The sequence below is a fragment of the Natronomonas salsuginis genome (assembly GCF_005239135.1).
Taxonomy (GTDB): Archaea; Halobacteriota; Halobacteria; order Halobacteriales; family Haloarculaceae; genus Natronomonas; species Natronomonas salsuginis.
Genome location: NZ_QKNX01000002.1, coordinates 608,162 through 634,055, shown reverse-complemented (window position 1 = coordinate 634,055; position 25,894 = coordinate 608,162). Strand labels below are relative to the sequence as shown.

Genomic DNA, 25,894 nt, shown 5'->3' with positions numbered 1-25,894 from the left:
GAGCCGACGCTGCCTAACCGTTGGGACGACACACCGGAGCGGCTGCCGAAAACGCCCCGATCAGTAAGATCGGACCCGCATCGCGCCCTCGGAAACCACTTTCCGGTTAGGGATGACGAACTCCTCGCCGTCGTTTTCGACGTAGGTGACGAACACGTCGATCTCCTGGACGATACCGCGGCTGCCGTCTATTTCGACCTCGTCCCCGATCGTGTACGGTTCCGTCATCAGGAGATAGATCCCGGCCGCCGCGGAGGCGAGCAGGTCCTTGAATGCCAAGCCGCCGAGAAAGAAGACGCCGAACGCGTAGGCGGCGAGTAACACCAAAAGCGCCGCCGTCGCGACGCCGAGTTGCGACAGCGCGATGAGCCCCGCAACGTAGAGGATCGATAACTTCACCAGCGTCGAGACGACCGTCACCTCGGGGAGCTTCACGCTGCGGAGCCGTTCTCCGACCACGATCTCGGCTTTGTCGCCGAGGATGAGGCCGGTCAGAATAACGAACACCGCTATGAACAGCCGCGGGAGGAACGCGCCGATCTCGTCGAGAAAGGCCTCGCCCGGAACCAGGCCGATCGTCCGCATCGCGTACAGCGCCGCGACAAAAAAGACGAACGCGCCGACAATCTGCGCGAGCAGGTGGACGGTCGAGCTGCCGAACTGACGGGCGGTTCGTTCGAACGGCGTTCCCTCGACGGCGTCGTCGACGCCGAGCGCGACCAGAAGCCGGTAGACCACGGCGGCGACGATCGCGCCGAGGGTGACTCCCAAAAATAGCACGCCGATCGCGACGAGGAGGTTCTGTACCGGCGACGAGAGCCCCTCGAACCACGCGCGGACGAAAGGCGGCGTCATCAGTACTCCTCCGGATCCAACTCGAGAATTATCTCGCCGCCGGAGAATGCCCGGACGAGGCCGTCGGATTCGGAAAGTACGACCGCGACCGCGTTCGTGTCCTTGGTGACCGCGCCCGCGGCCATGTGGCGCGCGCCGAGCCCCTTCGGGATGTCGACGCCCTCGGCGGCGGGTTCGAGGTAGCGGTACGCCGAGACAATCTTTCCGGAGTCGCTGATGACGAACGCGCCGTCGAGCCGCGAGAACTCCTTGAGCATAACGTCGACGATCGGATCGCCGACGTGGACGTGGCTCTTCTCGAAGGGGTTGTAGCTGAGCGGCCGGGACTTGTTCATCACCTTGCCGGCGTCGCCGACGACGAAGAGCGCGCCGACGCGCTTGCCCTTCTGCCCCTTCTTGCCCAGTTCGATCGCGACCTCCAGTACGTTGCGGATGACCTCCGGTTCCGCCCGGCTGTTCACGAAGAGGTCGTAGACGCCGGAACGCTCGAAATCGCCCGCCCTGACCCGCGTCACCGTGTCGATATCGTCGGCGAACAGCGCGACAGCACAGGCGAGTTGGTCACCCTCCTCGACGAAACCGCCGTCGAGGGCTCCCTCGACGCCGAAACGAATCCGTTCGCGAATGTCGTCGAACTCGAGCGGTAGCGCGACGTACCGTTCGGCACCGACCGCGTTTTCGGTCGAAACGACGATCGGGTCTCTCTCCGCTGTGAACCGCTCGAACAGCGACCCACTGGGTGAAAACAACAGCGTCCCATCGACACCCGACACGATCTCATCCAGCAGGTCACCGAGTTCACTCATCGTTCGTCCGTCGAATCGGATCGAAAAAAGCGTTGCGGGCACGTCTGACGCCCGTTCGTCGTGCGTGCTGATCGACGGCCGCTCCGATCCGATGTGGCCGTGTCGACGGGAACAAGCGGTGAGCGCGGTGGGTCGCACATCGGGGAGTGATTTGGGGAACGAGTTTATCCGCCGACCGATCGTCAGCCCGTTCAAATGGGTCAAGCGATGCAGAACGCCACCCCGCTCGGAACACTCGCCGCGGGGTTCATTAGCCTGATCGGATTCGTACTGCTCGTACCGAACGCCCAACGACTGCTCGCGGGCGGCGGCCCCACCCCAGCGCTGGTACTCGCCGTCCTCGGCGTTCTGCTGCCGGCCGCACTGGTCGTGATCGGCTACCTGCTTCTGAGAGACGACACGACGGCGACACATCTCCCGCAGATCGCCGGCTGGGCAGCGCTCGGGACGGCGCTCTTGGCGTTGATTCTCGCACTCATCTCGCTTTCGGGGGTTCCGTTGCCGCTGTACGCGGGGGCGACGCTGCTCTCGGTGAGCACGTTCGCTCACGTCATCATCGGCGTTCGCGACGTCCAGCGCATCCGTGCGGAGGAGCTCGCCATCCAGCGCGAGAAGCTGGCGGTCCTCAACCGACTGGTCAGACACAACCTCCGACACGAGGCACAGTACCTCCTCGGCGTCGAAAGCGAGGTCGAGCGGGCCGACACGCCCGAATCGCGTGCGGAGCTCTCCGAGCGCGTTCGGACCATCGCGAACCGGCTCTCGGAGACGCACGACACCCTCAATCGATCCCAGGAGATCATCAAAGGCGGCGATCGATCCACCACGCCGATCGACGTTCACCACGCCGTCGAGGACGTCGTCCGCGAATACCGAGCGACGTACCCCGATGCGACGATCGCGGTCGACGTCCCAACGGAGTACCGCGTCAGCGCCGGGAGGGAGTTTCGGACCGTCTTAGAGGAACTGATAGAGAACGCCATCGTCTACGCCGACGGGGTCCCGGACGTTCAGGTGTCGGCGGCGAAATCCGGGCGACGGATCAAACTGGAGGTGACCGACAACGGCCCCGGGATTCCGGAGCCGGATCGGTCGGTGATCGCCCGAGAGGTCGAGATCGATCAGATGACGCACGCACAGGGGCTCGGTCTGTGGTTCGTCCGGTGGGCGATGGACGCCTACGACGGCGAGTTCGGGCTCGACACCGACGGGAACGGGACGACCGTGACGCTCGAGCTAGCGAGTCCGTGAGCGACTCGTCCGGCTGGTCGTCGCGCTGTCGCAACGTCTATGCCCCCGGCTCGGAAACGAGTAGCGTATGAACGCACGCGAGATCATGACCCGGGATGTCGAGACCGTTTCGCCCGACGACGACGTGGGTGAGGTGCTCGGTCGACTCGCCCGCGCCGACTTCAACGGGTTTCCGGTCACCGAGGACGGGATCGTCGTCGGGATCGTCACGCAGGGCGACCTCGTCGATCTGTTCCAGCCCTCCGGCCGGACGCTCTGGATCCCGGTCGGCTTCCCGCCGTTTCTCGAATCGCTCACCTACGCCGTCGACATCTCGTGGGACAAACTGGATTTCGGCATCGATATCGCCCGAAACGCCGGGCGGCCGGTCAGCGACGTGATGACCGAGGACGTGGTGACGGTCGGGCCGAAGGCCGACATCGATGAGTTGCTCGATCTGCTGGCCGACGAGGGACAGGATATCAACCGGCTGCCGGTCGTCGACGAGGCCGGCGCGCTCCTCGGGATTATCGCCCGCCAGGATCTCCTTCGGGCGATCAAGCTCGAACGGGACGGCGAGTAGCGAGTCCGACCGCCGGCGGGTAACCGATGTCGAAAGTTTGAGGCCGACTTTCGGCCAACCATCGGCCGTGCGCTATCGCAACCTCCTGTTGTTTTTGACGCTCGCGGCGGTGTGGGGATCGGCCTTCATGGCGATCAAAGCGGGTGTCGGTGGGCCCGATACGCCGGCGTATTTTTTCGATGCGCCCGTGCTGTTCGCCGCCGTCCGATTCGATATCGCCGGGGCGATAATGCTCGTCTACGCGGCCTGGACGACCGACCGGTGGCTGCCCGGCGGGCGCGACGACTGGGTGGTCGTCGCCGTCGGGGCCGTGCTCATCATCGCGGGCTACCACGCGCTGTTGTTCGTCGGCCAACGCGGCACGACGAGCGCGGCGGCGGCCGTCATCGTCTCGCTGTCGCCGGTGTTGACCACCGCGTTCGCCCGTGCGTTCCTGCCGGACGAACGGCTGACGGTCGTCGGAATCGTCGGAATGACCGTCGGCCTCGCGGGGGTGATCGTGCTCTCTCGACCCGATCCGGCGAACCTCGTCAGCTCCCGCTTCGAGGCGCTCGTCTTCGCCGCCGCGCTCTGTTTCGCGCTGGGGAGCGTCCTCACGCGGCGACTCGACAGCGATCTCCCGACCGCGACGATGGAGGCGTGGTCGATGCTCGGCGGGGCAGTCCTCATGCACGTCGCCAGCGTCGGCCTCGAAGAGTCCGTCGTCGGAATGCCCGGATTGCGAGAGCTCGCCGCGTTGGCGTACCTCTCGATCGTCTCGAGCGCGATCGGGTTCCTCATCTACTTTGATCTGCTCGACCGGCTCGGCGCGATCGAGATCAACCTCGTCTCGTACGTCGCGCCGATCTTCGCCGCGCTCGCGGGGTTTTTCTTCCTCGCCGAACGCATCGACGGGCCGACGGTCGCGGGGTTCGTGATCATCCTCGTTGGCTTCGTACTCGTCAAGCGGCGAGCGATGCAGTCCGAGTTGCGTCGTCACGTCGCCGATCGATGAGACGTTCGGCTACCGTCGGTAGCCGTGACCCAATACCAACGCGACGACGTTTCCGACGACGAGACCGACGAAGAGAACCGACCTCGAGATCGTGTCGACCCCGCCAGCGAGTACCGCGATCGAGCAGAAGGGCAGCAGGACGGCCAGCCAGAACGCACCGGCTCTGACCGATTCCGGGAGCGTCGACTGCGAGATGGTCGAGCCGGGATCGTTCGTCGGAGTGGAGGATGCCATGATGTTCGTATCGGAGTGGAAGGGGGCCATACACTAATAACCGCGAGAGGCTTCCGGTGGTTTCACCGCATTTCGCGCGATTAGGTGGGGACTAGCTCGATTCGATAGCGCGGCAGCTCCCTCGAGACGTTTCATCAACTCGTTTGAGACAGTCACGGGGAGCGAACGATCGGCGGCCACTAGCCGAGCGTCGCGACTCGAACCACGTGGGGACCGTCCGGAGCCGGGATCGAGGCCGACTCCAGAATTGACTCGCGAACTCGCGAGCGCCACATCTCGACCGCGTCCGTGTGGCGCTCGCGATGACGCTCCTGTGAGTACGTCGTTCCCGAGTCCGATCGGATCTCGTCCTCGGTGTCGTCGGGCGACGGGAACGGCGGGATCGCGTCGACGAATCGGTCTGGCGGGATATGGATCGGTGGCGGATCGTCGTAGTCGCGCTCGCTCCCTTCGCGGTGCAGTCGGGCTCGCATCCGCCCGCTGAACGGCGGGGTGATGCGGAGGACTGCGTCCACGCCGCGCCGTTCGTTGGCTTCGAGCGCCGTCACAATATCGTCGGTCGTCACCGCGAGAACGCGAACGTCGGTCGGATCGTCGGACTCCACACCCACTCTCGGACCGCACGCGGTATCAGCGTGTCGACGGGTCGTCGTACTCGAGTCCCGGTTCGAACTCGACGAACCGCTCGCGCCACCACGAGGGAAGCGATCGCGGCTGCCCGTCTTCGACGGCGACGAGCACCGCCTCGGCCGTCGCCGCCGGATCGTCGCCGTCATCGGGGAGGACGCGATACCGCATCCGAAAGCTCGAACCGCCGAGCTCCACGACGCCGCAGGCGACCCGAACCGTTCGGTTCGAGAGCGTGAGCGGGCGTCGAAAGTCGATCTCGACGTTCGCGAGAACCATCTCGCGCTCGTCGTAGGGGACGCCGAGAACGCGGTCGAAGTACTGGTACCGCGCCTGTTCGAGATACGTGGCGTAGACCGCGTTGTTGACGTGTCCGAGCGTGTCCATGTCGCGATACCGAACGGGGAGTTCAACCTCGAAGGGGAGAGTCATACCAGACCGTTCACGGGAGTCGTCGAAGGCGATTACGGTCCTCCGCGGTTCGGATCGGCCTATCTCGTCCTCGGTTCCGACACGGGTGGGAAGCACCGCGAGGGCGACGCCGGCCCGTCTCAGTCGTCCGGATGCAGCGTGAGTACCGGGACGGGCGAGCCTCGAACGACCCGCGCCGTGGTACTCCCGAGGAACAGCCGCTTGAGACCGGTCTGGCCTCGCGTCGGCATGACGATGAGATCGATATCGTACCGGTCGGCGTACGCGAGGATGGTTTCGGGAACGCCGCCTTGAACCACGTCGGTGGTGGTCGGAACGTCACGAGAGGCGGCGTGGTCGGCCAACTCCTCGACGATCCGCTCGCCCTCTCGTTCGAACACGTCGACGACTCGTCCGTCGATCTGCGTGACGCTGTCGTGGGCCGTATCGGCGACGTGGAGGATGTGAAGCGTCGCATCGTGCGTTTCGGCCACGTCGAGGACGTGATCGAACACCGAGTTCGCCCCGTCGCTGCCGTCCGCCGGAAACAGGATATGATCGAACATACGTGGACGGTCACGACGAGTTTATATAACATCCACGCCGGGAGCTTGCCTCAGGAGAATCGTGCTGGTACACAGTCGGTCGACAGCCAGAATATTTATTATGGATGATCATGAAGCATATAACCCGATGGGGGACATACAGAACATGGGGAACCGGACCAAAAGCGCTTCAGGACGCTGTGTCCCGGCGCTTTCGGATGATCGACTCTACCGCGCACTGGCCGCGAGACCCCGGCGACGACTGCTGTATCTGCTGTTGGAGCGTGGTGAGCGTTCGGTCGAGGAACTCGCTACGCTGCTGACGGGCTGGGAAGCGACCGAAACTGGAACCATGGGGGCGGTCGCCGATCGCGACCGGATCCGCACTACGCTCGATCACATCCACCTTCCGCTGCTTACAGATGTCGGATTGGTGGTGTACGATCGCCAACGCGGTACCGTCGAGGCCGAACCGGTCGATCCGTTCCTCGAAGAACTGATCGAACGGGGTGTCGATGCCGAGTCACAACCGCAGCCATGACGACGCTCGAGTCGCTGCTCGCGGACGCCCAAACCCGAAACGTCCGGATCACGCTCTATCAACGCGGCGAGACGGGATCGATCGGGGGGTGGTTCGACAGCCGCGGCGTCGACATGGAGCGCCGATCGCTACCCGATAACGGCCCGGAGTCGTTCGTCGTCATCGAGCGTGACGGCGGGTTCGCGGGCGCGCTCGGCACGGCGGAACTCTCGTGGCTCCTGGAACCGCCGATCGTCCGGCCAGGGGATCGAAACGGGATGTCGGCGGGATACAGCGCGCTGTTCGACGCGCTCGACGACACCGTTTTCACCGCAATGACGCGGCGTGAACTCCTCGCTGTCAGCCGAGAGATCGAGGACCGCGCGTATCGAACCGGGACCGGCGTTCTCCGAGTCGGGTTTCAGACCGCGGCGGCGTTCGACGCACAACTCGACGCGTATCGAGCGCTCGCCACCGACACGACGCTCGAGATACACGTTCACAGCGTCGATCCGGACGATGGAGCGCTCCTCGACATCGAGGGGATCACGTATCACGAAGGAGGTGACGCGATCGACCAGTACTGGGCACTCGCGTTCGACGGTGACGGAGACGACGGGCGAGCATGCGGACTTCTCGCGCAGGAGCGCACGGCGGGATACGACGGATTCTGGACCGACGACGCGGCGACCGTCGAGCGGATCTCGGCCGGACTGGCCGGCTGAGATCCAGCGTGGCCCGCAACCCTGTTTAGGCCCACCGTACGGGGCACACAGTCGGTCGACAGACCAGGTACATCGAAACGGTGAAGTCAATTACTGGCCATATTGCTGCTATTGTGGCATCTCGATCCGACCGACGAACCGGAACGCGATTTTCGTACCCCTCCGCGTGGGAAGATCGATCGACGCCGAACGAACGTCTCAGGAGCTAATCGATGAGTTCACCCACCGCTACCGAGACCGGCTCGAACCCGGTGGACGCCCTCGACGCGCCCCCATCGAACGTCCTGTTGATCACGGTCGACTCGCTTCGAGCGGACGCGATCGGCACCTACGACGAAACTCGACACACGCCGGTAATGGATTCGTTGGCCGACCGTGGCACCGTCTTCGAGCGCGCGTTCGCCACCGGCAACTGGACGCCGTTTTCCTTTCCGTCCATGTTGGCCTCGCGACCGGTGTTCACCGACACGAGCGAGATCGGGATCACCGAATCCCCGGCGCTCGCGTCGGCGCTCTCCAACGCCGATGTTTCGACGGCCGGATTCAACGCGGCGAACGGGTTTCTCACCTCCCACTGGGGGTACGACGAGGGGTTCGACGAGTTCGAGCCGTTCGTCGCGAGCGTGGGGTCGAGCATCTACAGCCGCTATCTCGCGACGCATCCGACGGTCGAAGCGTGGCTGCAGTTGGCCGCCTCGCCCATCCGACGGATCGGCTCGAAACTTCGCGGCGAAACCAACGACCGACCGTTCCTCGACACGTCCCGGATGTTCGACGTCGAACACGCCGCCATGTCGTTCATCGAGGAGACCGACGGCCCCTTCTTCCTCTGGGTCCACTACATGGACGCACACACCCCGTACGTTCCGGCCCCCCGATACATCCGCGAGGTCTCCTCGGGGATCCTCGGAACCCACCGAATGTTGAGCGCCCACACCCGCACGGGGCTCGGACTGGGCGTCAGCGAACGGACGCTCAACGACCTCCGAACGCTGTATCAGGCGGCGGTCCGACAGATCGACGCCAGCATCGGTCGACTCCTCGAGACGCTCTCCGAGGACGGACTCGACGACCGAACCGCGATCGTTCTCGCCGGCGACCACGGCGAGGAGTTCCAAGAGCACGGCCACCTGGCGCACTATCCGAAGCTGTACGACGAACTGATTCGAGTGCCGCTCATCGTGGACGTCCCCGGAGCGGACAGCAGGCGGATCGAAACGCAGGTCGGTCTCGATTCGATTCCGCCGACGGTGACCGACCTTCTCGATGTCGCGCCCGATCCGGAGTGGACGGGAGAGACGCTCGTTCCGAGCGTCGTGGACGGTACCGCCCCAACTGACGGGCCGGTCGTGTCCGTCACCGTCCGGGGCGAGAAGGTGACCTCACAGCCGATCCCGCGATCGCTCTCGGACGGCGATCTCCTCGTGAGCGTCCGGGACCGCGACTGGACGTACATCGAGAACGTCGATTCTGGGGCGACAGAGCTGTATCACCGACCGTCGGACCCGACCCAACAGGACGACCGCTCGGTCGATCCGACCGCGGACGAACAGCGCGTGATCGAACGGTTCGCCCCGCTCGTCGAGGGACACGTCGCTTCTCTCCGTGATCGCGACGAAGGACCTGAAGCGGCCGACGTGGACGAAGAGTTGGAGACGCGGTTGGAGGCGCTCGGCTACCGGTAGATGGTACGGCGATTGCTCCGTGCGGTCTGGGAGGGTCCGTTTTCCACGCAATTACGCCGATTCGCGATCGTCGGGACCGTCACCGCGGGCGTCCAGATGGTGTTGCTGTGGCTGTTCGTCGACACGATCAGATTGAACTACCTGCTCGGTGCGACGATCGCGATCGAGATCACGATAATTCTCACCTACGTGCTCAACAACGCCTGGACGTTCGAGTCGATGCAACACGCCAACGCGGTCGAATACGTCGTTGGACTGTGCAAGACGAACGTCGTCCGCGGGACGGCGATCCCAATACAACTCGCCGTCCTCTTCACACTCGTCGAGTGGCAGAGCATCCCGTATCTCTTCTCGAACGGCGTGGCAATCGCGCTTAGCGGGCTGTATCGCTACGTGCTGGACGCGCGGTGGACATGGGGATGAGTCTCGGTTGAGCCGCGATCCGAACGCGAGTCTCCCTCGGCCGCCGGCGCGTGCGAGTTAGCCAGATCCGATGGCGTACACCGTCCCGTCGGTGTCGCCGAAATAGAGCCACTCGTCGGCGACGGCGGGGCCGCCGTGGATTTCCGCCTCGGTTTCGGTGTCGAACTGCCAGACAATCTCGCCATCGTCGGGGAGGATCGCGAACACGTTGCCGCTCGTCGAGGCGACGAACACGTGATCGCCGGTCGCCGCGGGGCTTGCGATGACGGATCCGCCGGTCCGAAACCGCCACCGTCCGTCCGGTTCGTCCCCATCGATGCCGATGGCGTACAGATACCCGTCGTTCGCGCCGACGAAGACCACACTATCGGTGACGGCGGGACTCCCCTGCGCCCAGCCGCCGATCTCGAATCGCCAGCGTTCGTCCCCCGTCGCCGCGTCCAGCGCGTACACGTTGCCGTCGCGCGGACCGGCGTACACCGTCCCGTCGACCACCGCTACCCCCCCACTGACCGCACCGCGTGTGCCGAACCGCCAGCGTTCGGATCCCTCGCGCGCGTCCAGCGCATACACGTTTTGATCGCCGGAGCCGACGTACACCGTCCCGTCGAGGACCGCTGGCGTGCCGAGTACTGACGCGCCGGTCCGAAATCGCCACCGTTGCTCGCCGGATTCGCGATCGACAGCGAAGACGGTGCTGTGTACGCCGCCGAGATAGACCGTGTCGTCGACAACCGTCGGGCTCGTCGCGATACGTCCATCGGCATCGAATCGCCAGCGTTCGGATCCCTCGCGCGCGTCCAGCGCAAAGAGAGTGTCCCCGGAGCCGAAATACATCGTCCCATCGACGACCGCCGCCGTCCCCGATATCGAGCCGTCGGTCTCGAACGACCAGAGCTCGGCCCCGACGTACGGGTCGATCGCGTACATCGTTCCGTCGTTGTCGCCGGCGTAGACGGCGTTGCCGGCGAGCGCCGGCGTCGTGATGATCGACCCGCCGGCGTCGAACCGCCACCGCTCTTCGATCTCGATGTACGGTCCGGAGATGTCCGCCGCGTAGCCGGTGTTGGCCGCATCACGGGCGAACGTCGGCCACTCGCTCGAGAACGGCTCGCGCTCGGCGTCCGGGATCGGCGTCGGGGACGGGGGATCGTTTCCGTCGCTCGAACAGCCAGCGAGCGCCACGCCGGCTGCCGCCAGCACCGTCCGGCGATCGACGGGCCAGTCCATACCGATCACAGGGGAGGTCCACACAAGAACCCCGCGAAACCTCACCGGGGGGAACCCCGCGCGGTGCGATGGATAGCTATTTTTCGCTGGCTGACGGTCCTTCGATATGTTCGTTCTGATCAACCTGAAGGCGTATCCCTGCGACCCCGTAGAGATCGCGACGATCGCGACCGACGTGTCGGAAGCGACCGGGGTCAGAATCGCGATCGCCCCGCAGGCAACCGACATCCAATCCGTCGCCGAGACCGGTGTCGAAACGTGGGCTCAACACGTCTCACCGGTCGAACACGGCTCACACACCGGCTCGACGCTGGCCGAGGCTGTCTCCCGAGCAGGGGCGGTCGGAACGTTGCTCAACCATTCCGAGAACCGGCTCCGGTTGGCCGATATCGACGCGGGGCTCCGGGCCGCGGAGCGAGCGGGGCTCGAAACGATCGTCTGCGCGAACAACCCCCGACAGATCGCTGCCGCCGCCCGGCTGGAGCCCGATTCGGTCGCCGTCGAGCCGCCGGCGCTGATCGGAACCGGCACCCCCGTCTCGAAGGCGGATCCGGAGATCGTCACCGATTCCGTCGAGGCCGCATCCGGCGTTCCAGTCCTCTGCGGGGCGGGGATCTCGACCGGAGCTGATCTGGTCGCCGCCGAAAAACTGGGTGCCGGAGGCGTGTTGTTGGCCTCCGGGGTCGCCAAAGCCGACGATCCGCGAGCCGCGCTCGAAGCGCTGGTCGAGCCGTTATAACGATCAGAACCCGACGCTGGGCCACTCGGCATCGGGAGCCGAAGAACTCTTTTCGGACGGTTCAGATTGCTCCGCCCCCGACACATCCGATCGTTCGGCCGACACGAGCCCTTCGACGGCCCTGACGACCTCCTCGACCCGTTCGGATTGGGGCAGGTCCTCGGGGCGAAGCGGGTTCATCAACTCCTCTCGAACGAGCGTTTCGAGGGCGTAATCGTACTGGCCACAGCCGACGTGCGCGATCAGACCGCGCTGCCTGAGATCCCGGTTCGCGGTGTAGGCGGGGCGTCGATCGCCGGAGCCGCCGGACGTGGAGTGAGCCGCCTGCGGTTCCATCGGACCGTACCGGCGGTACTGCCGAAGCATCTCCGCCGAAACGTCGTCGAGCGATTCGATCTCCTCTCGGAGGCGGGTGATCAGCGGATCGTCGGAGGCGGTTCCGTCGGTCGTCGGGGAGTTCTCGGGTGTCGAAGAATCGGTGAGGGTGGCGTCGGTCGGAGACTCGTCGCCGCCCTCCGTGTCGGCGTCGATATCGTCGGCCCCAGCGCTGTCCGGGTCGTCCGCCCCCGGGACGGGGTCGAAGATCATCGACACGCCCGACGAATCACCGGCGTCATCGCCGTCGTCGGGCGGGGCGTTTTTCGAATCCGCGTCGGACTCACGGCCGGATGTATCCGAACCGCCCTCGGACGCGTTCGCCTCCCACTCGGATTGAGCGTCCGGGATCGGTGGCGCTGTGGGGTCGCGGTCTCCGTTTCGAACGGCGTTGAGCTCGGCCTCGAGTTCGGGGTCGCGCCTGATGGGGCCGGTGAGGGCCTCGTTCAGCTCGCTTTGCCGCCCCGGAGCGACCGACAGCGGACGACCGGTCACCTGCTCCATCATCGCCCGCGAGAAGCGATCGGCCATCTTTTTGAGATCGCGGGCGTCAGACAGCTGTCGTTCGAGATCGCGGATTCGCTCATCGCGCTGTTGGAGCTGTCGTTCGAGCTCGTCGATCCGGTTCTGGCGCGACTCCTGTTGGTCCGTGATCTGCTGGAGTTCGTCGACGAGATCACCGCTGACGCTCTTCAGCTCCGGCCGCTCGAAGTCGTCGAGGCCGGGCGTCGCCCCGGCGTCGAAGGTCCGTTTGCGTTCGAACTGGACGCGGCGGATCGACTCGTTCCAGTCGGTCATGAGGAAGCTCTCGCCGTCGTCCATCTCCTCTATCTCGGCAGCGTACTCGGTCCCCAAAATTCGGCCGACGACCTTCGTGTCGTTGTTCCACGTGAGGCGGTGCCAGACGAGCCAGTCGCACTGGGTGATGAAGTCTTTCTTCACGTCGGCCGGTCGCTGGCTGATGCCGACGATCCCGAGACCGTGTTTGCGTCCACGCTTTGAGACTTTGATCAACATCCGCCCGCACTCGTCGACGCCGCCGCCCTCGGGGATGTACTCGTGGACCTCCTCGACGAGCATCAAGAACGGCTGCTTCATTTTCTTTTCTTTCGCGAACAACTGCTTCGTCACTTCGGTCAGCAGTTCTCTCGCGTCCGATTCGTCGAGAAACGACGACACGTCGAGAATGATCGGGACGTTCTGTCCCAACGCGAGTTCAGCGATCTTCTCGGCGTGCTCGACCCCGACCTGAAGATCACACTCCTCGTCGGCCCCGACGTGGAGGATCTCGTACTCCTCTTTGAGCCCGTAGTACTCGCCGTCGATGTCGACCGCGAGCAGGCTGTAGCCCCGATCGAGGATCTTTTCGGCGATCACGCTCGCTGAGTTCGACTTCCCCGACCCCGATTTTCCCGTTATGAATCCACGCCCGGTGAGCAGATCGACGACGGGCAGTTCGACAGTCGTCCCGTCCTCGGTCGCGCCGACGCTGATCGTTTCCTCGCCCATCGTCGAAGCACAGACGCTCGATTGATATAGTTCTCCGTCAGACGAACGTCATGCCGTCTCGACGCGACGGGCGTGAGTTTATATACGAATCCGCGGCCAACGCCGCTGTGACCTGAACACTGCCGGTACTCGGTCGAAGCGGTCGCGCGGTGCGCCGATACCGGAACACGATCCCACGCCTCGCCTGTTCGCTATCTGCGCCGGATGATCCAGTGGCGGTCGTCCTGCCGTTCGAGCATCGACGACTCGCGAAGCTTGGCGATGTAGCCGGTGGGTTGTCGGACAAGTTCGTGGTCGGCGTCTACGCGAACCAAGTTTCCGATCAGTTGCGCCGCCGGCGGCTTCTGAGCGGCCCCGCAGTCGTAGACCGTCAGCAGCTCGTTCCCGTCGTCGGTCTCGTGGACGATGACGTGTGCGTGCGACGAAAGCCGCCACCGACCCTCGCCGGCTTCCGCGAGATGGTTCATACCCCCGATCGGACGGCAGGACAAAAAAGTCTGTTCGCGCGGTTCACTCGAATCTGGAGAGGCGAGCCTGTCCGCCGGCAGTCCGGCCCCACCGTCGATCGAGATCCGGCTCCCCCTCGCCTGTGTCCCACCGGGTGATCGTCGCCTGCTCACGAGCGTCGAACGAGAGGTTCGAGAGCCGAACGCCGAGTTTTCGAACGTGCTCGCTTTCGAACTCGGCCAGCAGCTCGACGGCGGTCCGTTCGACCAGCTCCGGATCGTCGACCGGACCCGAGAGCGACTGCGAGCGAGTGTGCACGTCGAACGGGGGTTCGACGACCTTGATTCCGATCGTCCGATACAGCGCGTTCTTCGCGGTAGCCCGCTCGGCGACGTTCCGAGCGAGCGTCTCGATTTGGGCGCGCTTTCGATCGCCGTCCGCTGTCGCCTCGGCGAACGCCGACTCACTGGAGATGCTCTTGGGATCGCCCCTGGGTTCGACCGTGCGATCGTCTTCGCCACGTGCCTGCGCGTGGAGCGCCCGCCCTCGCTTGCCGAACGCGTCGGCGAAAACGGACGCCTCGGCGGCGGCGATGTCGCCCGCCGTTTCGAAACCCATCTCGCGGAGTTCCGATGCGGTCACGGGGCCGACACCGTGGAGTTCAGCGACGGGGATTGGCGCGAGAAACGACCGTACGTCGTCGGGCTCGACGACGACCAATCCGTCCGGCTTGTCGGCGTCGGAGGCGAGTTTGGCGGTGGTCATGTCCGGAGCGATGCCCACCGACGCGACCACCCCAGCCTCGGATTCGATCTCGTGTTTCAGCGACCGGCCGAACGCGGCCGCGTCCGACCACTCGAGCTCCCCGAGATCGAGATACGCCTCGTCGATGGAGACGTTCCGGAGGGTCTCAGCCGTTCGCGAGAGAACCGACCGTACGTCCTCGCTGACGGCCTTGTAAAAATCCATATCGACGGGTCGGTACACGCCGGTCGGCCCGCCCGTATCGGTGCCGTCTTCGCGTCGCGGTAACCGCTTCAGCGCCTCCGTGATCGACATCGCGGACTCGACGCCGTGCTCGCGGGCCTCGTAACTCGCGGTCGCGACGGCACCGTGTGTCTCGCCCGTTTCGTACCCCATGCCGACCACGACCGGCTCACCGTCGAGCGCCGGGTCTCGAAGCCGCTCGCAGGCCGCGTAAAAACAGTCCATATCCACGTGGCAGACGACCTGTTCGGGAGCGTCGATTCCCGGGAGTCGAGCCATACGAAACGTTCGGGTTCGAGGGATTATAAGCTTCGGAGAGTGGGGCGAAACTGATCGGCGGAGGGTGAACGCACGTGGAACCGCTCGAACGCGTGGCTGGATTCAGTTCGGCAGGATGCCGCCGCCGTCGCCACCATCCGGGGTGTCCGTCGAGTCGTCACCGCTCTCGGTTGCCGTCGTGGTAGCGGTTGCCTCCGTTTCGGTCTCCGTCTCGTCGGAGCCACCATGCCCGGTGGCGGCCGGAGCGCTCGCCCCGCCCGAACCAGTACAGTCACTTTCGTCGGTGGCGGTGGAGCTACTGGGATCGGCCTCGTCCAAGATATCCGTCTCGATCTCGCGGGAGCGACTGAGATCCGTGCTCCGCCCCAGCCGCGCGGAGCGGACGGTCGCGTCGATACGGACCATGGTGCGCTCGTCGTTTCGGATGTGACTGGTCCACCACGGGGGGATCGACTCGTTTTGCATCGGCGTTTCGAGTTTGAGCGTCGAGTTTCCGGAACCGATCGAGACGCTGTCGTGGGATCCCGTGGCCATCTCGACGGAGTTCATCGAGACCGTGTAGTCGACGGAGATACTGTCGAGGCTGACGCCGATCGGATTCGGGGTCGAGACCACGAGATCCGTCTCACCGTCGTCTCGTCGGTTACGTTCCCGAACGTATTATCGATACCCACGATTCCGGGACGCCGAGCACGCCGACCGCGAACGCGCCGCTGACCCCGACGCCGACGATGAGGGCAGCGATGAGCGCGATCCGCAGTTTATTGGCCGACAACGACGAGGCGACGGCCCTCGCATTCATGCTACCGGCGTATATCGGTGCCGCTCTAAAACCGTATCGGCCCATCGACGCGGCCGGCGTTGGACTCGCCACCGGATTCGCGAGGCTCGCAATCTGGACGAACGCGAAGAGAAGAGCGGTGTTCGGAGTTAGACGCCACGACCTTGCAGCTTCTCCTCTTCGGGCATCGTCTCGTTGGCCTGGCCCTTCATGCCCTTGCCGATCCCCTTGGCGATGTCGCGGAGCTTCTCGGGATCGTCGTAGTTGTTGACGGCCTCGACGATCGCGGTCCCCATCTCGACGGGGTCTTCCGCCCCGAAGATGCCCGAGCCGACGAAGATGCCGTCACAGCCCAACTGCATCATGAGCGCCGCGTCGGCGGGCGTCGCGATCCCGCCCGCGGCGAAGTTGACGACCGGAAGGCGACCCATATCGGCGGTCTCGTGGACGAGATCGCGGGGGGCCTCGTTCTTTCGGGCCCACTCGTCGCGCTCCTCGTATTTCATCCCCGAGAGCTGTCGGATCGCTCGCTGGATGTTGCGCTGGTGGGTGACCGCCTGGTTCACGTCGCCCGTCCCGGCCTCGCCCTTCGTGCGAATCATCGCCGCGCCCTCGTCGATCCGGCGCAGCGCCTCGCCCAGATTTCGAGCGCCGCAGACGAACGGCGAAGTAAACTCGCGTTTGTCGATGTGGTAGCGCTCGTCGGCGGTCGTCAGGACTTCCGACTCGTCGATCATGTCCGCGCCGGTCGCCTCGAGGATCTGCGCCTCGGTGGTGTGGCCGATGCGGGCCTTCCCCATCACCGGAATGGAGACCTCGTCGATGATCTCCTCTAGCTCGCCGGGATCGGCCATCCGGGCGACGCCGCCGCGCTTTCGAATATCGGCGGGAACCGCTTCCAGCGACATGACGGCGACCGCGCCCGCGTCCTCGGCGATGCGGGCCTGCTCTCGCGTGACGACGTCCATGATGACGCCACCCTTCTGCATCTTCGCGAAACCACGCTTGACGAGGTCCGTTCCTCGCTTGAGTTCCTCGAGGTCCGTTTCACTCATGCCTTCGGGTACGGTCCGAATGCACTTAATGCGTGTCTTTCCCCCCCCGCGTCTGCCGACATCGGGACGGCCGAACGGCCGAACCGCCGCGTCGCTCGCTCTCGGCGCGCTTTTATATTCCCGGCCGGTGGTGTGGATATGAACCTCCGTGGGCTCTTCGAGTCCGACGTGCCCCGCGACGATCTCCCCCGATACGTCGCGCCGCTACCCGAACCCCTCGAAAACCTCGCGCTCACGCTCGCGTGGCCGATCGTCCTCGTCAACCTCGTCGGCACGGCATTCGGCTTCTACTACTACGGCTTTCAGTTCGCACAAACGCCCGTCGAGATGTGGATCTTCGTCCCCGACAGCCCCGTCGCGACGCTGTTCATCGCGCTCGCGCTCGCGGCGTGGAAACTCGGCCATCGACAGGAGTGGCTCACTGCGCTTGCCTTCTTCGGCAACATCATTTTGGGCGGGTGGACCGTCTGGGTACATCTCGCCTTCTGGGCGGAGTTCAGCTATCTCCACCCCGCGATGCGACAGTTCCTGATCTGGAGTCACGCCGCGATGGTCCTGCAGGCGTTCGTCCTCCACCGAATCTCGGATTTCTCGCCCGCTGCCACCGGCATCGCGACGCTGTGGTACGCCGTCGACACGACCGTCGATTACTTCGTGCCGGTCCGCGGCGAGTTACACCACACGTTCCTCCCCCTCGCGCGCGAGGAGCCGATGTTCCTCGGCGCGACTGCCCTCGGCGTGGCGGCGGCCGGGGGCGTGCTGTTGTTCGTACTCGCGCTGTATCTGGCGATGGTGACGCGTGTCGAAAAAGAACGGGCGTGGCGTAATGCCGGGCGTACAAGCGGATCGTAGGATCGCCGCCGTTCGAGAATCCGTTTCGCGGCGACGACGTCGAGCAACGCGTCTACGGCACCGTTCTTCAGACCCGCGAGCCCGAGACGGTTGCGAGCATCGCCGATCGATCGGAGTGCGATCCCAAGACCGCCCGGAAGTATCTGAAGTGGTTCGCCGATCTCGGGATCGTCACGTGGCACGACGGCCATCCGGCGACCTACGAACGCAACGATTCGTACTTCGAGTGGCGGCGGATCAACCGACTCGCGGCGGACCACTCGGTCGAAGAGCTGCAAGAGCGCGTCACCGAGCTGACGGCGATGGTCGCCGACTACGAGGCGAGATACGACGCCGCGACGCCGGCCGAGGTCGATGCAATCACCGTCGCAGCGACGAGCGACGAGCGAACGCTGGACGACGTGTACGAAGACCTCGGCGACTGGATGACGATCGAAACGGAGCGAAGGCGGTACGAACGCGCGCGCCGACAACGCGTCAGCGCCGAGCGCGAGCGAGTATCGGGGTAAACTCAGAAACTCGCGTGGACGGGCGATCCCGACTGCAACTAATATATAAACCTTGTTTCCGAGTTAGCCCTCAATTCGGCGCGGGATACGCGTTCGGAGTTCGCTGGCGCTTTTACGGGGAATCCGTCTGTAGGGGGAGTAACGTCCGAGTCGAACCCTCTATGCGGCGGGATCGGCGGGCGTGCAATTGAAAGCATGTTCGACACAGAAATCGACAACAAGGAACGCGGTCAGGTGGGAATCGGTACCCTCATCGTCTTCATCGCACTCGTGCTGGTGGCGGCGATTGCGGCTGGGGTGCTGATCAACACGGCCGGGTTCCTCCAGACGCAGGCGCAAAGCACTGGTGAAGAGAGTACAGAGCAGGTTTCGACCAACCTCGTCTTCCTGAGTTCGACGGGGACAGTAACTGAAGATGGAAGCAGTAACCCCGCCGGTATCAAGAGCTTCAACACGACGGTTCAGTTGGGACCGGGATCGAACGCGATCAATCTCAACGACTCGACGATTTCGGTGTTCACCGATAGCGGTGACTCCGTTGAATTCGACGGCGTAGACGAAACTGGGATCACTCTGAGCGGATCGGAAGTGCTGAGCACCGACTCGAGCAGCGAGGACGCGACGGCGACGCTTGAATTCGACGTGGCCGGAGCAGGAATAGGTGAGACTATTGGTGGCACCGAGGCGCTTGGTTCGGGTACGACGGTCGATATCGTGATTACGACCCCCTCGGGCACGCAGGCCGAGACGAGCTTCATCATCGAAGACCCACTCGACCCACAGCTGTCCGAAGATCAGGACATCAGGCTTAGCTAAAAACAATGTTCGAAGAATACACAGCACGTGAGGAACGCGGTCAGGTGGGTATCGGTACCCTGATCGTCTTCATCGCGTTGGTCTTGGTTGCGGCCATCGCGGCGGGTGTGCTGATCAACACCGCTGGGTTCCTCCAGACGCAAGCACAGAGTACAGGCGAAGAGAGTACGGAGCAGGTCTCGACCAACCTCGTCTTCCTCAGCACGACGGGGACGGTCGATGTAGATGGTAGTGGTGAACTGAGTGGTATCAACCAGTTCAGCACGACGGTTCAGCTGGGTCCGGGGTCGAACGCGATCGACCTCAATGACTCAACCGTCTCCGTGTTCACCGACGCTGGGGCGTCGGCCGAGTTTGACGGTGTTGATCCCGCCAACACCGCGGGAACTGATGAGATCGCGTTTGACAGTCGATCCACGTCAGTGATAGGCACGGATTCGAGTGACAGCGATGCGACCGCTACCATCGTGGTTACTCCGGACAGCAGCGGCCAGCTCGGTGTCGGGGAGATCGAGGCGGGCACGACGGTCGATGTCGTGATCACGACCGCTGAGGGCACGCAGGCCGAAACAAGCTTCATCATCGAAGACCCGCTTGATCCGCAACTCGACGGCGGGACCGACGGAAGCGTCGACGGCGACGAGATCCGACTCGGCTGACCTCGGTTCGGACGATTAGCGGTTCTCTTTTTTCGACGTAGACCCCACAGCAGTAGGACTCATCAGAAGTATCGTGGGCGTCCATCGAGCTTTCCAGTTGGCTACGAGACTCCCGATCAGTACGGAACTCGACGGCTGAAACACGTCAGTTTGTTATATGAATGGGTGCCGTTCGCCCACGTAAGCATGGATCGACGTACATTCGTTACCGGCGCGGTGACGGCCGCGACCCTCAGCATTACTGGTTGCCTGGGTACTGAGGACGCTCTCGGAATCGACGACGACCACCTCTCCGCACTCCGCACCGAGATCGACGACCGCGGTGTCGACTACGAATCTGTCGAGCTGAACGACACTATCGTCGAAGTCGAACATGGCTACGACGAGGATCCGAACGACGCGATCGCGAACGTCGCGATGGCGTTCGTCGAGCGGATCGCCGACGACTGGGGGGTCGAACGATTGGACGGGCACCTCAACGACGAGGGCAACGACTGGACCTGGTACGCCGAAGCCGAGTGGGCACAGGCGTACGCCGACGACAACATCGAACCCGACGAGTACGGCGAACGGCTCAGTAAGACCATGACGATGGTATCCGAGACGGAGGAGTAGATCGCGATCGATCGCCGGCGATCACGCTGCCGCAGTCGGTGAATCGCAGGGTGTTTCGGGGACTGAAATGGACAGCCTGTTTTAGTGTGTAACCGTGGTACGTTTCGATGGAAACCGAACCCACGAGTCGAACTCACCGGCGGCACGTTTCGGTATCGGGGAGCCGGTGCGAATCGAGAGCTAGGATGAACGACACTGACGGATGACTGTCCAAACTACACGGCGCGGCGTGAGGAAGCCCACGTCGAGCTCCGTCTCCGTCCGATTGTCGGGGGGAACGATCGAACGTGGGGTTTAGCGTGAGCGGTTCTGCGGCGATCATCTTCATCGGGCTGCTCGTCGCAACCGGGATCGCGGTGCCGCCCTTGATCGGGAGCTTTGGCTCGCTGGCCGGAGCCCAGGGGCAGCAAGTCGATCGCGGAATCGACGCACTGAACACCGAATTCGGGGTGTGGAGGGCGACCTACGATAGCACCGACGACAGGTTGGCGCTCGAATTAAATAACACGGGGAGCACGACACTGTCGATCAACGAGACGAACGTGCTGCTCGATGGTGTGATACCGACTCCCCAAAACGTGACGACCGATATCGCGGGCGACGGGGCCACGGATCTGTGGCTGCCGGGTGAGACGCTCGATATCACCGTCGCAAACGTCGATACGAAACCGACACGAGTAAAGATCGTTACAGAGAACGGTGTCGCTCGAACCGAAAATGAGATCACCGATATATGAGCGGGGTATCGGCTTCCACGCTCGTGATATTCATCGCGAGTATACTCGTCGCGGCGGGCGTCGCCGGGACGCTCGTTACGACCGTTGGGGACATCTCCACGTCTGCGGAAACTCGGGGGGATGCGATCACAGACTCGATCGATTCGGATATCGAGTTGCTCAACGACGGTGGGGGCTCGAACTTCTATACCGAAGACGCAGAAGGCGCTCAGATTACACTGTACGCGCGAAACACGGGGACGACGACGCTCGTAAAAAACGAAACCGAACTTGACGTCCTCGTTAACGGGTTGTTCGTGGACGACGCGAATCTGACGATCACGTCGATGAACGGCGACGACGGGAGTTCGGCATGGGCCGAAGGGGAAGTCATCGAAATCGTAATCGACAGAGGCCAACAGCTCGACGGCAGCGGAAATCGGCTCACCGTCTCGGTGAAGGGTGCCGAACGATCGCTGGAGTTCAACGCCGACTGATCATGATTCGAACGAACCAACGCCGACGGAGACCGCAGCCGAAATCCCCTCGGACCGGGGGGAGACACCGATGAGTAGCGTCTCGGCGTCGCATCTGGTCATCTTCATCGCGAGCATCGTCGTCGCGGCGGGCGTCGCGGGCACGCTCGTGACGGAGGTCGATCGCGTCAGCACATCGATTACGGACCAAAGCGAGGGCGTTGAGGAGCGGATCGACACCGACATCGAGGTGATCAGCGACACCGGGAGCCCCGAGTCCATCTACGACGCCGGCGCGAACGAACTCACGCTGTACGTCAAGAACACGGGGGCGACGGAGCTACAACCCGACAGCAATGCGATCGACGTGCTGATCGAGGGATCGTTCGCCACCCCCGAGAGCATCGCACGAGCCGACGGGTCGGGGACCGACCGGTGGCCGCCCGGCACGGTCGTCGAGGTGACCGTCGCGGGGGTCGACATCAGCGGCGAGACGCGCGTGACGGTCGCCGTCAGGGACAACGAGGACGCGATCAGATTTCGAGCGTGAGACAACACCATGACCGACGACACTCCCGACAGAACCGGACCGACCGACAAACACGATGATTCGAAGCGACCGACCGATCTCGACGACGAGCCGAAACAGCCCGCACTGTCCCCCGAAGAGCTCGATATCGCCGACAGCGAGTACGTCGAGAAACTTGACGACAAGGGACGATACGTCGTGTCTCCCGGCGGCAGTCCGCCGAAGATCCCCAAATCGATCGCCGATCGAGCCGACGCGAGCGAGCGCCGGGGCGACCACCGAACCGAGTCCGAATCCAGCGAACGACTCGGCCGCGACGCCCCGGCGAGCCCGGAGGCGGCACGCACGCTGCTCGCCGAGGAACTGGCGCGCTCGAAGGCCCGCTACGGGCTCGATATCGTCGGCCACTTCGAGGGCGAAACGGTTCGACACCGGACCGTCTCCGACGACGTGATCGCGACGTTCGAGAACCTCGTTCGGTGGTACGCAGGCCACGTCACGGACGGGACGCCGCCGGACGAGGTCGTCGATATCCTGCTTCGCGAATCGACGTTCGAGACGGCAGAGACCCCGAACCTCGCGAAGCTTCTGGAGCGACACGATCTGGATCGGACCGATTCGATCGACGATCTCGTCGCCGCGATCCGTGAGGAGTCGACGCTCGAGTGACCGGCGTCACGGCTCCGAGTTCGTTTCGAACGGTGAGGTCGAACGGGCCTTGACGTGTTCGGGGACGTACCACAAGCAGAGACAGCAATGAAGGTCCTGATTGCGGACGACTCGGAGTTCATGCGAAGCCTCCTGCGAGAGATTTTGGCCGAAGAGTACGCCATCGTCGGCGAGGCCGAGAACGGTGTCGAGGCGGTGGAGTTGTACAACGAACACGAGCCAGATGTCGTCATGATGGATATCGTGATGCCGATTCGGGACGGCATCGAGGCGACGAGCGAGATCACCGGCGACGATCCCGGCGCGAACGTCATCATGTGTACCAGCGTCGGCCAAGAGCAGAAGATGAAAAGCGCCATCCAGGCCGGCGCGCAGGGGTATATCACGAAGCCGTTCCAGAAGCCGAGCGTCCTCGACGAGATCGAGAACGTGGTGGCCGGGTAGGGATGCGGATCGATATCGATTCGTTCGAGACGTACACCAGTCTCGCGCGAGACGGAGCGCGATCAGCGGCCGAATCGCTGTCGCGACTGACCGGGATCGACGCCCACGTCGAGGTGACGAACGTCTCGCTCATGGCACCCGACGAGCTGAAAGCCGAGTACCTCGGCGGCGAGTTGGCGGGCGTCGAGATCGCACTCGACGGCGCGCTCGACGGCGAGACAGTGCTCGCCTTCGACGAGGCGGCACGGGTGGCGATCACCGATGTCCTCGCCCCGGAGGCCGACGAGCGAATGCGTCGGAGTTCGATCGAGGAGGTCGGAAACATCCTGACGAGCGGGTTCATCGATGGCTGGGCGGAGCATCTCGACGCAATCATCGACATTTCGCCGCCGACCTACCTCGAGGGGACCGGTGCCAGCGTGTTGCCGACCGGGGCGACCGAGGGTGACGAGCAGGTGTTCGTCTTCCGGAGCCGGGTCGAATCCCCCACCGAAGCCATCGATTTTCACATCCTGTTGATCCCCGAACGCGAATCACTCGTCGGCGCGCTGGAGTCGGCGAACGGCGACGGCGTTCCCTTCGAGAAGTTCGAAGTGTTCAACCGGATGACGAAGGCCGGATCCGAGCGAGCCGCGGAGAACATCACTGCGATGACTGGCATCGAGACGGACGTCGACGTCAACCGCCTGCGCTTCGTTCCCATCGACGGGGTCCCCGCGGCCGTCGGCGATCGGCGATACGTCGGGACAGTCATGGAGTACGAGGGGACGCCGAGCGGCTACCTCGCGATCCTGTTCGATCGGCCGTCCGCCGAGGCCGTCGTCGACGCGCTCGTTCCCGTCGAGACGGACGGCGAGTGGTCCGAGATGGAGCAGAGCGCGATGAAAGAGGTCGGGAACATCCTGACGAGCGGCTTCATCGACGGCTGGGCGAACGTTCTCGAATCGTCGATCGATCACTCCCCACCGACGTTCGTCTCGGACATGGGATCGGCAATCATGAGCCCGCTCGTCGGTCGGTTGGCACGGACCCAAGAGCACGCGTTCCTCCTCGATTCGACGATCCGAACGGAGGGCGACGGCACGTTCCACTGTGACCTGTTCGCGCTGCCCGACGAGGCTGAACTCCGGGAGGTGCTGCGCGATCTCCGCGTCGATCGAGCCGACCGGACCCACGTCGATCCGGGCGAGGTGTTCTAAGTAGTGAGGCGGGTCCCCGGGAGAACGACCCGACCGACCGGGCGAATCAAGGTCTCGATCGCGGAGTTTGCCGTTGCCGCCGAGGGGACGCTGATCGCGAGCGGCCTTGGGTCGTGTCTCGGGATCGCGATCTACGATCGGAGAGCGGGTGTCAGTTCGCTCTTTCACCCCATGTTACCACGCCGGAATGGGGACGAATCGCGCCCGCCGGAGCGGTTCGTCGACGCCGGGATCGACGTCGTAGTTGGGGCGCTCATCGAGGCGGAGGCGAACGAGGCTGCGCTCAGGGCGAAGGTGACCGGCGGCGCGGCGGTCGTCGATTTCGGGACCGATGACGGCGACTCCATCGGCGACCGGAACGTGGCCGTCGCGCGGCGCGTACTCGCCGACCACGGAATAGAGATCGTCGGCGAAGAGGTCGGCGGCGGCTGTGGACGGACGGTGCGTGTCGACGCTCCGACGGGAGCAGTTACGGTCGAACGGACCGACGGCGTCGAGACGGAACTATGACATCCTCCGTGCGGTGAACGGCGCGGTTTCCTCCGTGGGAGTCTCGGCTATGCCGATTCCCCGGAAGCAACATTCCCGTCACGGTGGACGGTACTCGGGTCTGTGCGCTGTTCGTTGGGACGGTGAGAGCGTGGTAACTCCGACCAGTAGGGCGCGGTGACGGTCCGTATCGCGTTTACTTTCACTTTCACTCCGCATTTGGCTGGCCGATTTATCAACCCCACCCGTTATCAGAGATATGTCAGCACAACCTTACCGAGCGACCGAGGAGACGAAGGGGGCCCGCGTCCTCGAGATCAGCGAGCTACCGGTCTCGCACATCAGGGGATACGCCGCCGACGTCGGCGAGGTGCACTTCGAGCGTCGGGGGGGCCGGACTTTCCTCGTCAGGGATCGGTAGGCGTCCGAGCGCGGCGCTTAAGACGCGCGCGACGAATTGTTGCGTATGGAACTCGAAACCATGCGGCCCAATCCCGTCTGGGATGCGGACTCCTACGGGGAGGCCATCGCGATCTTCGAATCGTGGGCCGACGACATCGTGGTAAAGGTGTGGGGCGGCGACTGGTGTAAGGACTGCCGCTCGCAGCTCCCCGACTTCGGCGCAGCGATGGAAGCCGCTGGCGTCGAGGCGGTCGAACACTACCCCGTCGAGAAGGCCGGCGACGGCTCGAAGGTCGGTCCGGAAATCGACGCCTACGGGATCGAGCTCATCCCGACAGTGATCGTCGAGGACGCCGAGTCGGGCGAGGAACTCGCGCGGTTCGTCGAAGACGCCGACGAACCGATCGCCGTCCACCTGGCCGAACAGCTCGACGCCTGATCGCGCCTTCGACCGACCGCTCACGAACGCTTTTGACACC

Annotated in this window: 35 protein-coding genes; 22 read left to right on the top strand and 13 right to left on the bottom strand. The window is 64.2% G+C overall.

The window, feature by feature from the left end:
• Positions 1-60: 60 nt before the first annotated feature.
• Entirely contained in the window at positions 61-855 is a 795-nt protein-coding gene (locus tag DM868_RS08035) for a mechanosensitive ion channel domain-containing protein (RefSeq protein WP_137276340.1), read from the bottom strand.
• Entirely contained in the window at positions 855-1,661 is an 807-nt protein-coding gene (dacZ, locus tag DM868_RS08030) for a diadenylate cyclase DacZ (RefSeq protein WP_137276339.1), read from the bottom strand. The genes DM868_RS08035 and dacZ overlap by 1 nt, the downstream gene beginning before the upstream one ends.
• 207 nt (positions 1,662-1,868) lie before the next feature.
• Here dacZ and DM868_RS08025 point away from each other — a divergent pair, with 207 nt between their 5' ends.
• The 3 genes from DM868_RS08025 to DM868_RS08015 all read left to right on the top strand — a co-directional run bounded on the left by DM868_RS08025 (position 1,869) and on the right by DM868_RS08015 (position 4,468).
• The gene (locus DM868_RS08025) at positions 1,869-2,912 is read left to right on the top strand and encodes a sensor histidine kinase (RefSeq protein WP_170964456.1); all 1,044 of its coding nucleotides are present in this window, start codon (positions 1,869-1,871) and stop codon (positions 2,910-2,912) included.
• A 67-nt stretch (positions 2,913-2,979) separates the two neighbouring features.
• Positions 2,980-3,474 carry a CBS domain-containing protein gene (locus tag DM868_RS08020; RefSeq protein ID WP_137276337.1) on the top strand — a complete coding sequence of 165 codons (495 nt, stop codon included), beginning with the start codon at positions 2,980-2,982 and terminating at the stop codon, positions 3,472-3,474.
• Positions 3,475-3,541: 67 nt separating this feature from the next.
• Positions 3,542-4,468: a DMT family transporter gene (locus DM868_RS08015; RefSeq protein WP_137276336.1), complete on the top strand. Its 927-nt coding sequence runs from the start codon at positions 3,542-3,544 to the stop codon at positions 4,466-4,468.
• Between the two features lie 9 nt (positions 4,469-4,477).
• Here DM868_RS08015 and DM868_RS08010 read toward each other — a convergent pair whose 3' ends face one another.
• From DM868_RS08010 to DM868_RS07995, 4 genes are all read right to left on the bottom strand, one after another.
• Complete coding sequence (locus DM868_RS08010; protein WP_222845501.1) at positions 4,478-4,732, bottom strand: hypothetical protein; 255 nt, start codon at positions 4,730-4,732, stop codon at positions 4,478-4,480.
• Positions 4,733-4,881: 149 nt separating this feature from the next.
• Complete coding sequence (locus DM868_RS08005; protein ID WP_137276335.1) at positions 4,882-5,307, bottom strand: hypothetical protein; 426 nt, start codon at positions 5,305-5,307, stop codon at positions 4,882-4,884.
• Positions 5,308-5,332: 25 nt separating this feature from the next.
• Positions 5,333-5,761 carry an acyl-CoA thioesterase gene (locus tag DM868_RS08000; protein WP_137276334.1) on the bottom strand — a complete coding sequence of 143 codons (429 nt, stop codon included), beginning with the start codon at positions 5,759-5,761 and terminating at the stop codon, positions 5,333-5,335.
• 119 nt (positions 5,762-5,880) lie between these two features.
• Complete coding sequence (locus DM868_RS07995) at positions 5,881-6,306, bottom strand: universal stress protein (RefSeq protein ID WP_137276333.1); 426 nt, start codon at positions 6,304-6,306, stop codon at positions 5,881-5,883.
• A 127-nt stretch (positions 6,307-6,433) separates the two neighbouring features.
• Here DM868_RS07995 and DM868_RS07990 point away from each other — a divergent pair, with 127 nt between their 5' ends.
• The 4 genes from DM868_RS07990 to DM868_RS07975 all read left to right on the top strand — a co-directional run bounded on the left by DM868_RS07990 (position 6,434) and on the right by DM868_RS07975 (position 9,638).
• The gene (locus DM868_RS07990; RefSeq protein WP_222845500.1) at positions 6,434-6,826 is read left to right on the top strand and encodes a DUF7344 domain-containing protein; all 393 of its coding nucleotides are present in this window, start codon (positions 6,434-6,436) and stop codon (positions 6,824-6,826) included.
• The gene (locus DM868_RS07985) at positions 6,823-7,530 is read left to right on the top strand and encodes a DICT sensory domain-containing protein (protein WP_137276332.1); all 708 of its coding nucleotides are present in this window, start codon (positions 6,823-6,825) and stop codon (positions 7,528-7,530) included. The genes DM868_RS07990 and DM868_RS07985 overlap by 4 nt, the downstream gene beginning before the upstream one ends.
• Before the next feature lie 212 nt (positions 7,531-7,742).
• Complete coding sequence (locus DM868_RS07980) at positions 7,743-9,215, top strand: sulfatase (protein ID WP_137276331.1); 1,473 nt, start codon at positions 7,743-7,745, stop codon at positions 9,213-9,215.
• Positions 9,216-9,638 carry a GtrA family protein gene (locus tag DM868_RS07975; RefSeq protein WP_137276330.1) on the top strand — a complete coding sequence of 141 codons (423 nt, stop codon included), beginning with the start codon at positions 9,216-9,218 and terminating at the stop codon, positions 9,636-9,638.
• A 57-nt stretch (positions 9,639-9,695) separates the two neighbouring features.
• Here the strand turns inward: DM868_RS07975 and DM868_RS07970 are convergent, their stop codons facing one another.
• The gene (locus DM868_RS07970; protein WP_137276329.1) at positions 9,696-10,868 is read right to left on the bottom strand and encodes an outer membrane protein assembly factor BamB family protein; all 1,173 of its coding nucleotides are present in this window, start codon (positions 10,866-10,868) and stop codon (positions 9,696-9,698) included.
• 106 nt (positions 10,869-10,974) lie between these two features.
• On the opposite strand from DM868_RS07970, the gene tpiA reads away from it, so the two are divergent.
• A complete protein-coding gene (tpiA, locus tag DM868_RS07965) occupies positions 10,975-11,607 on the top strand; it encodes a triose-phosphate isomerase (RefSeq protein ID WP_137276328.1) in 633 nt (210 codons plus the stop codon).
• A 3-nt stretch (positions 11,608-11,610) separates the two neighbouring features.
• Here tpiA and DM868_RS07960 read toward each other — a convergent pair whose 3' ends face one another.
• The 6 genes from DM868_RS07960 to pdxS all read right to left on the bottom strand — a co-directional run bounded on the left by DM868_RS07960 (position 11,611) and on the right by pdxS (position 17,040).
• Positions 11,611-13,491, bottom strand: coding sequence for a helicase HerA domain-containing protein (locus tag DM868_RS07960; RefSeq protein WP_137276327.1), 1,881 nt, complete (start codon positions 13,489-13,491; stop codon positions 11,611-11,613).
• A gap of 191 nt (positions 13,492-13,682) precedes the next feature.
• Positions 13,683-13,958, bottom strand: a complete 276-nt coding sequence (locus DM868_RS07955; RefSeq protein WP_137276326.1) for a hypothetical protein — start codon at positions 13,956-13,958, stop codon at positions 13,683-13,685.
• Between the two features lie 43 nt (positions 13,959-14,001).
• Positions 14,002-15,204 (bottom strand): DNA polymerase IV, encoded by a 1,203-nt coding sequence (dinB, locus tag DM868_RS07950; protein ID WP_137276325.1) that lies wholly within the window; start codon positions 15,202-15,204, stop codon positions 14,002-14,004.
• 102 nt (positions 15,205-15,306) lie between these two features.
• Positions 15,307-15,819: an LEA type 2 family protein gene (locus tag DM868_RS07945; protein WP_222845499.1), complete on the bottom strand. Its 513-nt coding sequence runs from the start codon at positions 15,817-15,819 to the stop codon at positions 15,307-15,309.
• Between the two features lie 28 nt (positions 15,820-15,847).
• Positions 15,848-16,006 (bottom strand): hypothetical protein, encoded by a 159-nt coding sequence (locus DM868_RS15345; RefSeq protein WP_222845498.1) that lies wholly within the window; start codon positions 16,004-16,006, stop codon positions 15,848-15,850.
• 128 nt (positions 16,007-16,134) lie between these two features.
• The gene (gene pdxS / locus DM868_RS07940) at positions 16,135-17,040 is read right to left on the bottom strand and encodes a pyridoxal 5'-phosphate synthase lyase subunit PdxS (protein WP_137276324.1); all 906 of its coding nucleotides are present in this window, start codon (positions 17,038-17,040) and stop codon (positions 16,135-16,137) included.
• Between the two features lie 138 nt (positions 17,041-17,178).
• On the opposite strand from pdxS, the gene DM868_RS07935 reads away from it, so the two are divergent.
• The 14 genes from DM868_RS07935 to DM868_RS07875 all read left to right on the top strand — a co-directional run bounded on the left by DM868_RS07935 (position 17,179) and on the right by DM868_RS07875 (position 25,854).
• Positions 17,179-17,892, top strand: coding sequence for a DUF1405 domain-containing protein (locus tag DM868_RS07935; RefSeq protein WP_137276323.1), 714 nt, complete (start codon positions 17,179-17,181; stop codon positions 17,890-17,892).
• Positions 17,886-18,401: a DUF7342 family protein gene (locus DM868_RS15765; RefSeq protein WP_137276322.1), complete on the top strand. Its 516-nt coding sequence runs from the start codon at positions 17,886-17,888 to the stop codon at positions 18,399-18,401. The genes DM868_RS07935 and DM868_RS15765 overlap by 7 nt, the downstream gene beginning before the upstream one ends.
• Before the next feature lie 195 nt (positions 18,402-18,596).
• Positions 18,597-19,217 (top strand): archaellin/type IV pilin N-terminal domain-containing protein, encoded by a 621-nt coding sequence (locus tag DM868_RS07925; protein ID WP_137276321.1) that lies wholly within the window; start codon positions 18,597-18,599, stop codon positions 19,215-19,217.
• Positions 19,218-19,222: 5 nt separating this feature from the next.
• Entirely contained in the window at positions 19,223-19,876 is a 654-nt protein-coding gene (locus DM868_RS07920; protein WP_137276320.1) for an archaellin/type IV pilin N-terminal domain-containing protein, read from the top strand.
• A 186-nt stretch (positions 19,877-20,062) separates the two neighbouring features.
• Positions 20,063-20,491 carry a hypothetical protein gene (locus DM868_RS07915; protein WP_137276319.1) on the top strand — a complete coding sequence of 143 codons (429 nt, stop codon included), beginning with the start codon at positions 20,063-20,065 and terminating at the stop codon, positions 20,489-20,491.
• A 299-nt stretch (positions 20,492-20,790) separates the two neighbouring features.
• Positions 20,791-21,228 (top strand): hypothetical protein, encoded by a 438-nt coding sequence (locus tag DM868_RS07910; protein WP_170964455.1) that lies wholly within the window; start codon positions 20,791-20,793, stop codon positions 21,226-21,228.
• A complete protein-coding gene (locus tag DM868_RS07905) occupies positions 21,225-21,704 on the top strand; it encodes a flagellin (protein WP_137276317.1) in 480 nt (159 codons plus the stop codon). Before DM868_RS07910 ends, DM868_RS07905 begins: the two co-directional genes overlap by 4 nt.
• A gap of 70 nt (positions 21,705-21,774) precedes the next feature.
• Positions 21,775-22,233 carry a flagellin gene (locus tag DM868_RS07900; protein WP_137276316.1) on the top strand — a complete coding sequence of 153 codons (459 nt, stop codon included), beginning with the start codon at positions 21,775-21,777 and terminating at the stop codon, positions 22,231-22,233.
• 9 nt (positions 22,234-22,242) lie between these two features.
• Positions 22,243-22,881: a DUF7500 family protein gene (locus DM868_RS07895; protein ID WP_246049035.1), complete on the top strand. Its 639-nt coding sequence runs from the start codon at positions 22,243-22,245 to the stop codon at positions 22,879-22,881.
• 87 nt (positions 22,882-22,968) lie between these two features.
• Positions 22,969-23,325, top strand: coding sequence for a chemotaxis protein CheY (gene cheY / locus DM868_RS07890; RefSeq protein ID WP_137276315.1), 357 nt, complete (start codon positions 22,969-22,971; stop codon positions 23,323-23,325).
• A gap of 2 nt (positions 23,326-23,327) precedes the next feature.
• Complete coding sequence (locus DM868_RS07885) at positions 23,328-24,524, top strand: chemotaxis protein CheC (RefSeq protein WP_137276314.1); 1,197 nt, start codon at positions 23,328-23,330, stop codon at positions 24,522-24,524.
• 3 nt (positions 24,525-24,527) lie between these two features.
• Positions 24,528-25,034 carry a chemotaxis protein CheD gene (locus DM868_RS07880; protein WP_137276313.1) on the top strand — a complete coding sequence of 169 codons (507 nt, stop codon included), beginning with the start codon at positions 24,528-24,530 and terminating at the stop codon, positions 25,032-25,034.
• 238 nt (positions 25,035-25,272) lie between these two features.
• Entirely contained in the window at positions 25,273-25,434 is a 162-nt protein-coding gene (locus DM868_RS15090; protein WP_170964454.1) for a hypothetical protein, read from the top strand.
• A gap of 45 nt (positions 25,435-25,479) precedes the next feature.
• Positions 25,480-25,854 (top strand): TlpA family protein disulfide reductase, encoded by a 375-nt coding sequence (locus tag DM868_RS07875; RefSeq protein ID WP_170964453.1) that lies wholly within the window; start codon positions 25,480-25,482, stop codon positions 25,852-25,854.
• Positions 25,855-25,894 lie beyond the last annotated feature (40 nt).

What these genes read in the sequence shown, in the direction of transcription:
- DM868_RS08035 (WP_137276340.1), bottom strand. Translation starts at nt 855, where the DNA reads ATGACGCCGCCTTTCGTCCGCGCGTGGTTCGAGGGGCTCTCGTCGCCG.
- dacZ (WP_137276339.1), bottom strand. Translation starts at nt 1,661, where the DNA reads ATGAGTGAACTCGGTGACCTGCTGGATGAGATCGTGTCGGGTGTCGAT.
- DM868_RS08025 (WP_170964456.1), top strand. Translation starts at nt 1,869, where the DNA reads ATGCAGAACGCCACCCCGCTCGGAACACTCGCCGCGGGGTTCATTAGC.
- DM868_RS08020 (WP_137276337.1), top strand. Translation starts at nt 2,980, where the DNA reads ATGAACGCACGCGAGATCATGACCCGGGATGTCGAGACCGTTTCGCCC.
- DM868_RS08010 (WP_222845501.1), bottom strand. Translation starts at nt 4,732, where the DNA reads ATGGCCCCCTTCCACTCCGATACGAACATCATGGCATCCTCCACTCCG.
- DM868_RS08000 (WP_137276334.1), bottom strand. Translation starts at nt 5,761, where the DNA reads ATGACTCTCCCCTTCGAGGTTGAACTCCCCGTTCGGTATCGCGACATG.
- DM868_RS07995 (WP_137276333.1), bottom strand. Translation starts at nt 6,306, where the DNA reads ATGTTCGATCATATCCTGTTTCCGGCGGACGGCAGCGACGGGGCGAAC.
- DM868_RS07990 (WP_222845500.1), top strand. Translation starts at nt 6,434, where the DNA reads ATGGGGGACATACAGAACATGGGGAACCGGACCAAAAGCGCTTCAGGA.
- DM868_RS07985 (WP_137276332.1), top strand. Translation starts at nt 6,823, where the DNA reads ATGACGACGCTCGAGTCGCTGCTCGCGGACGCCCAAACCCGAAACGTC.
- DM868_RS07980 (WP_137276331.1), top strand. Translation starts at nt 7,743, where the DNA reads ATGAGTTCACCCACCGCTACCGAGACCGGCTCGAACCCGGTGGACGCC.
- DM868_RS07975 (WP_137276330.1), top strand. Translation starts at nt 9,216, where the DNA reads ATGGTACGGCGATTGCTCCGTGCGGTCTGGGAGGGTCCGTTTTCCACG.
- DM868_RS07970 (WP_137276329.1), bottom strand. Translation starts at nt 10,868, where the DNA reads ATGGACTGGCCCGTCGATCGCCGGACGGTGCTGGCGGCAGCCGGCGTG.
- tpiA (WP_137276328.1), top strand. Translation starts at nt 10,975, where the DNA reads ATGTTCGTTCTGATCAACCTGAAGGCGTATCCCTGCGACCCCGTAGAG.
- DM868_RS07960 (WP_137276327.1), bottom strand. Translation starts at nt 13,491, where the DNA reads ATGGGCGAGGAAACGATCAGCGTCGGCGCGACCGAGGACGGGACGACT.
- DM868_RS07955 (WP_137276326.1), bottom strand. Translation starts at nt 13,958, where the DNA reads ATGAACCATCTCGCGGAAGCCGGCGAGGGTCGGTGGCGGCTTTCGTCG.
- dinB (WP_137276325.1), bottom strand. Translation starts at nt 15,204, where the DNA reads ATGGCTCGACTCCCGGGAATCGACGCTCCCGAACAGGTCGTCTGCCAC.
- DM868_RS15345 (WP_222845498.1), bottom strand. Translation starts at nt 16,006, where the DNA reads ATGAATGCGAGGGCCGTCGCCTCGTCGTTGTCGGCCAATAAACTGCGG.
- pdxS (WP_137276324.1), bottom strand. Translation starts at nt 17,040, where the DNA reads ATGAGTGAAACGGACCTCGAGGAACTCAAGCGAGGAACGGACCTCGTC.
- DM868_RS07935 (WP_137276323.1), top strand. Translation starts at nt 17,179, where the DNA reads ATGAACCTCCGTGGGCTCTTCGAGTCCGACGTGCCCCGCGACGATCTC.
- DM868_RS07925 (WP_137276321.1), top strand. Translation starts at nt 18,597, where the DNA reads ATGTTCGACACAGAAATCGACAACAAGGAACGCGGTCAGGTGGGAATC.
- DM868_RS07920 (WP_137276320.1), top strand. Translation starts at nt 19,223, where the DNA reads ATGTTCGAAGAATACACAGCACGTGAGGAACGCGGTCAGGTGGGTATC.
- DM868_RS07915 (WP_137276319.1), top strand. Translation starts at nt 20,063, where the DNA reads ATGGATCGACGTACATTCGTTACCGGCGCGGTGACGGCCGCGACCCTC.
- DM868_RS07905 (WP_137276317.1), top strand. Translation starts at nt 21,225, where the DNA reads ATGAGCGGGGTATCGGCTTCCACGCTCGTGATATTCATCGCGAGTATA.
- DM868_RS07900 (WP_137276316.1), top strand. Translation starts at nt 21,775, where the DNA reads ATGAGTAGCGTCTCGGCGTCGCATCTGGTCATCTTCATCGCGAGCATC.
- DM868_RS07895 (WP_246049035.1), top strand. Translation starts at nt 22,243, where the DNA reads ATGACCGACGACACTCCCGACAGAACCGGACCGACCGACAAACACGAT.
- cheY (WP_137276315.1), top strand. Translation starts at nt 22,969, where the DNA reads ATGAAGGTCCTGATTGCGGACGACTCGGAGTTCATGCGAAGCCTCCTG.
- DM868_RS07885 (WP_137276314.1), top strand. Translation starts at nt 23,328, where the DNA reads ATGCGGATCGATATCGATTCGTTCGAGACGTACACCAGTCTCGCGCGA.
- DM868_RS15090 (WP_170964454.1), top strand. Translation starts at nt 25,273, where the DNA reads ATGTCAGCACAACCTTACCGAGCGACCGAGGAGACGAAGGGGGCCCGC.
- DM868_RS07875 (WP_170964453.1), top strand. Translation starts at nt 25,480, where the DNA reads ATGGAACTCGAAACCATGCGGCCCAATCCCGTCTGGGATGCGGACTCC.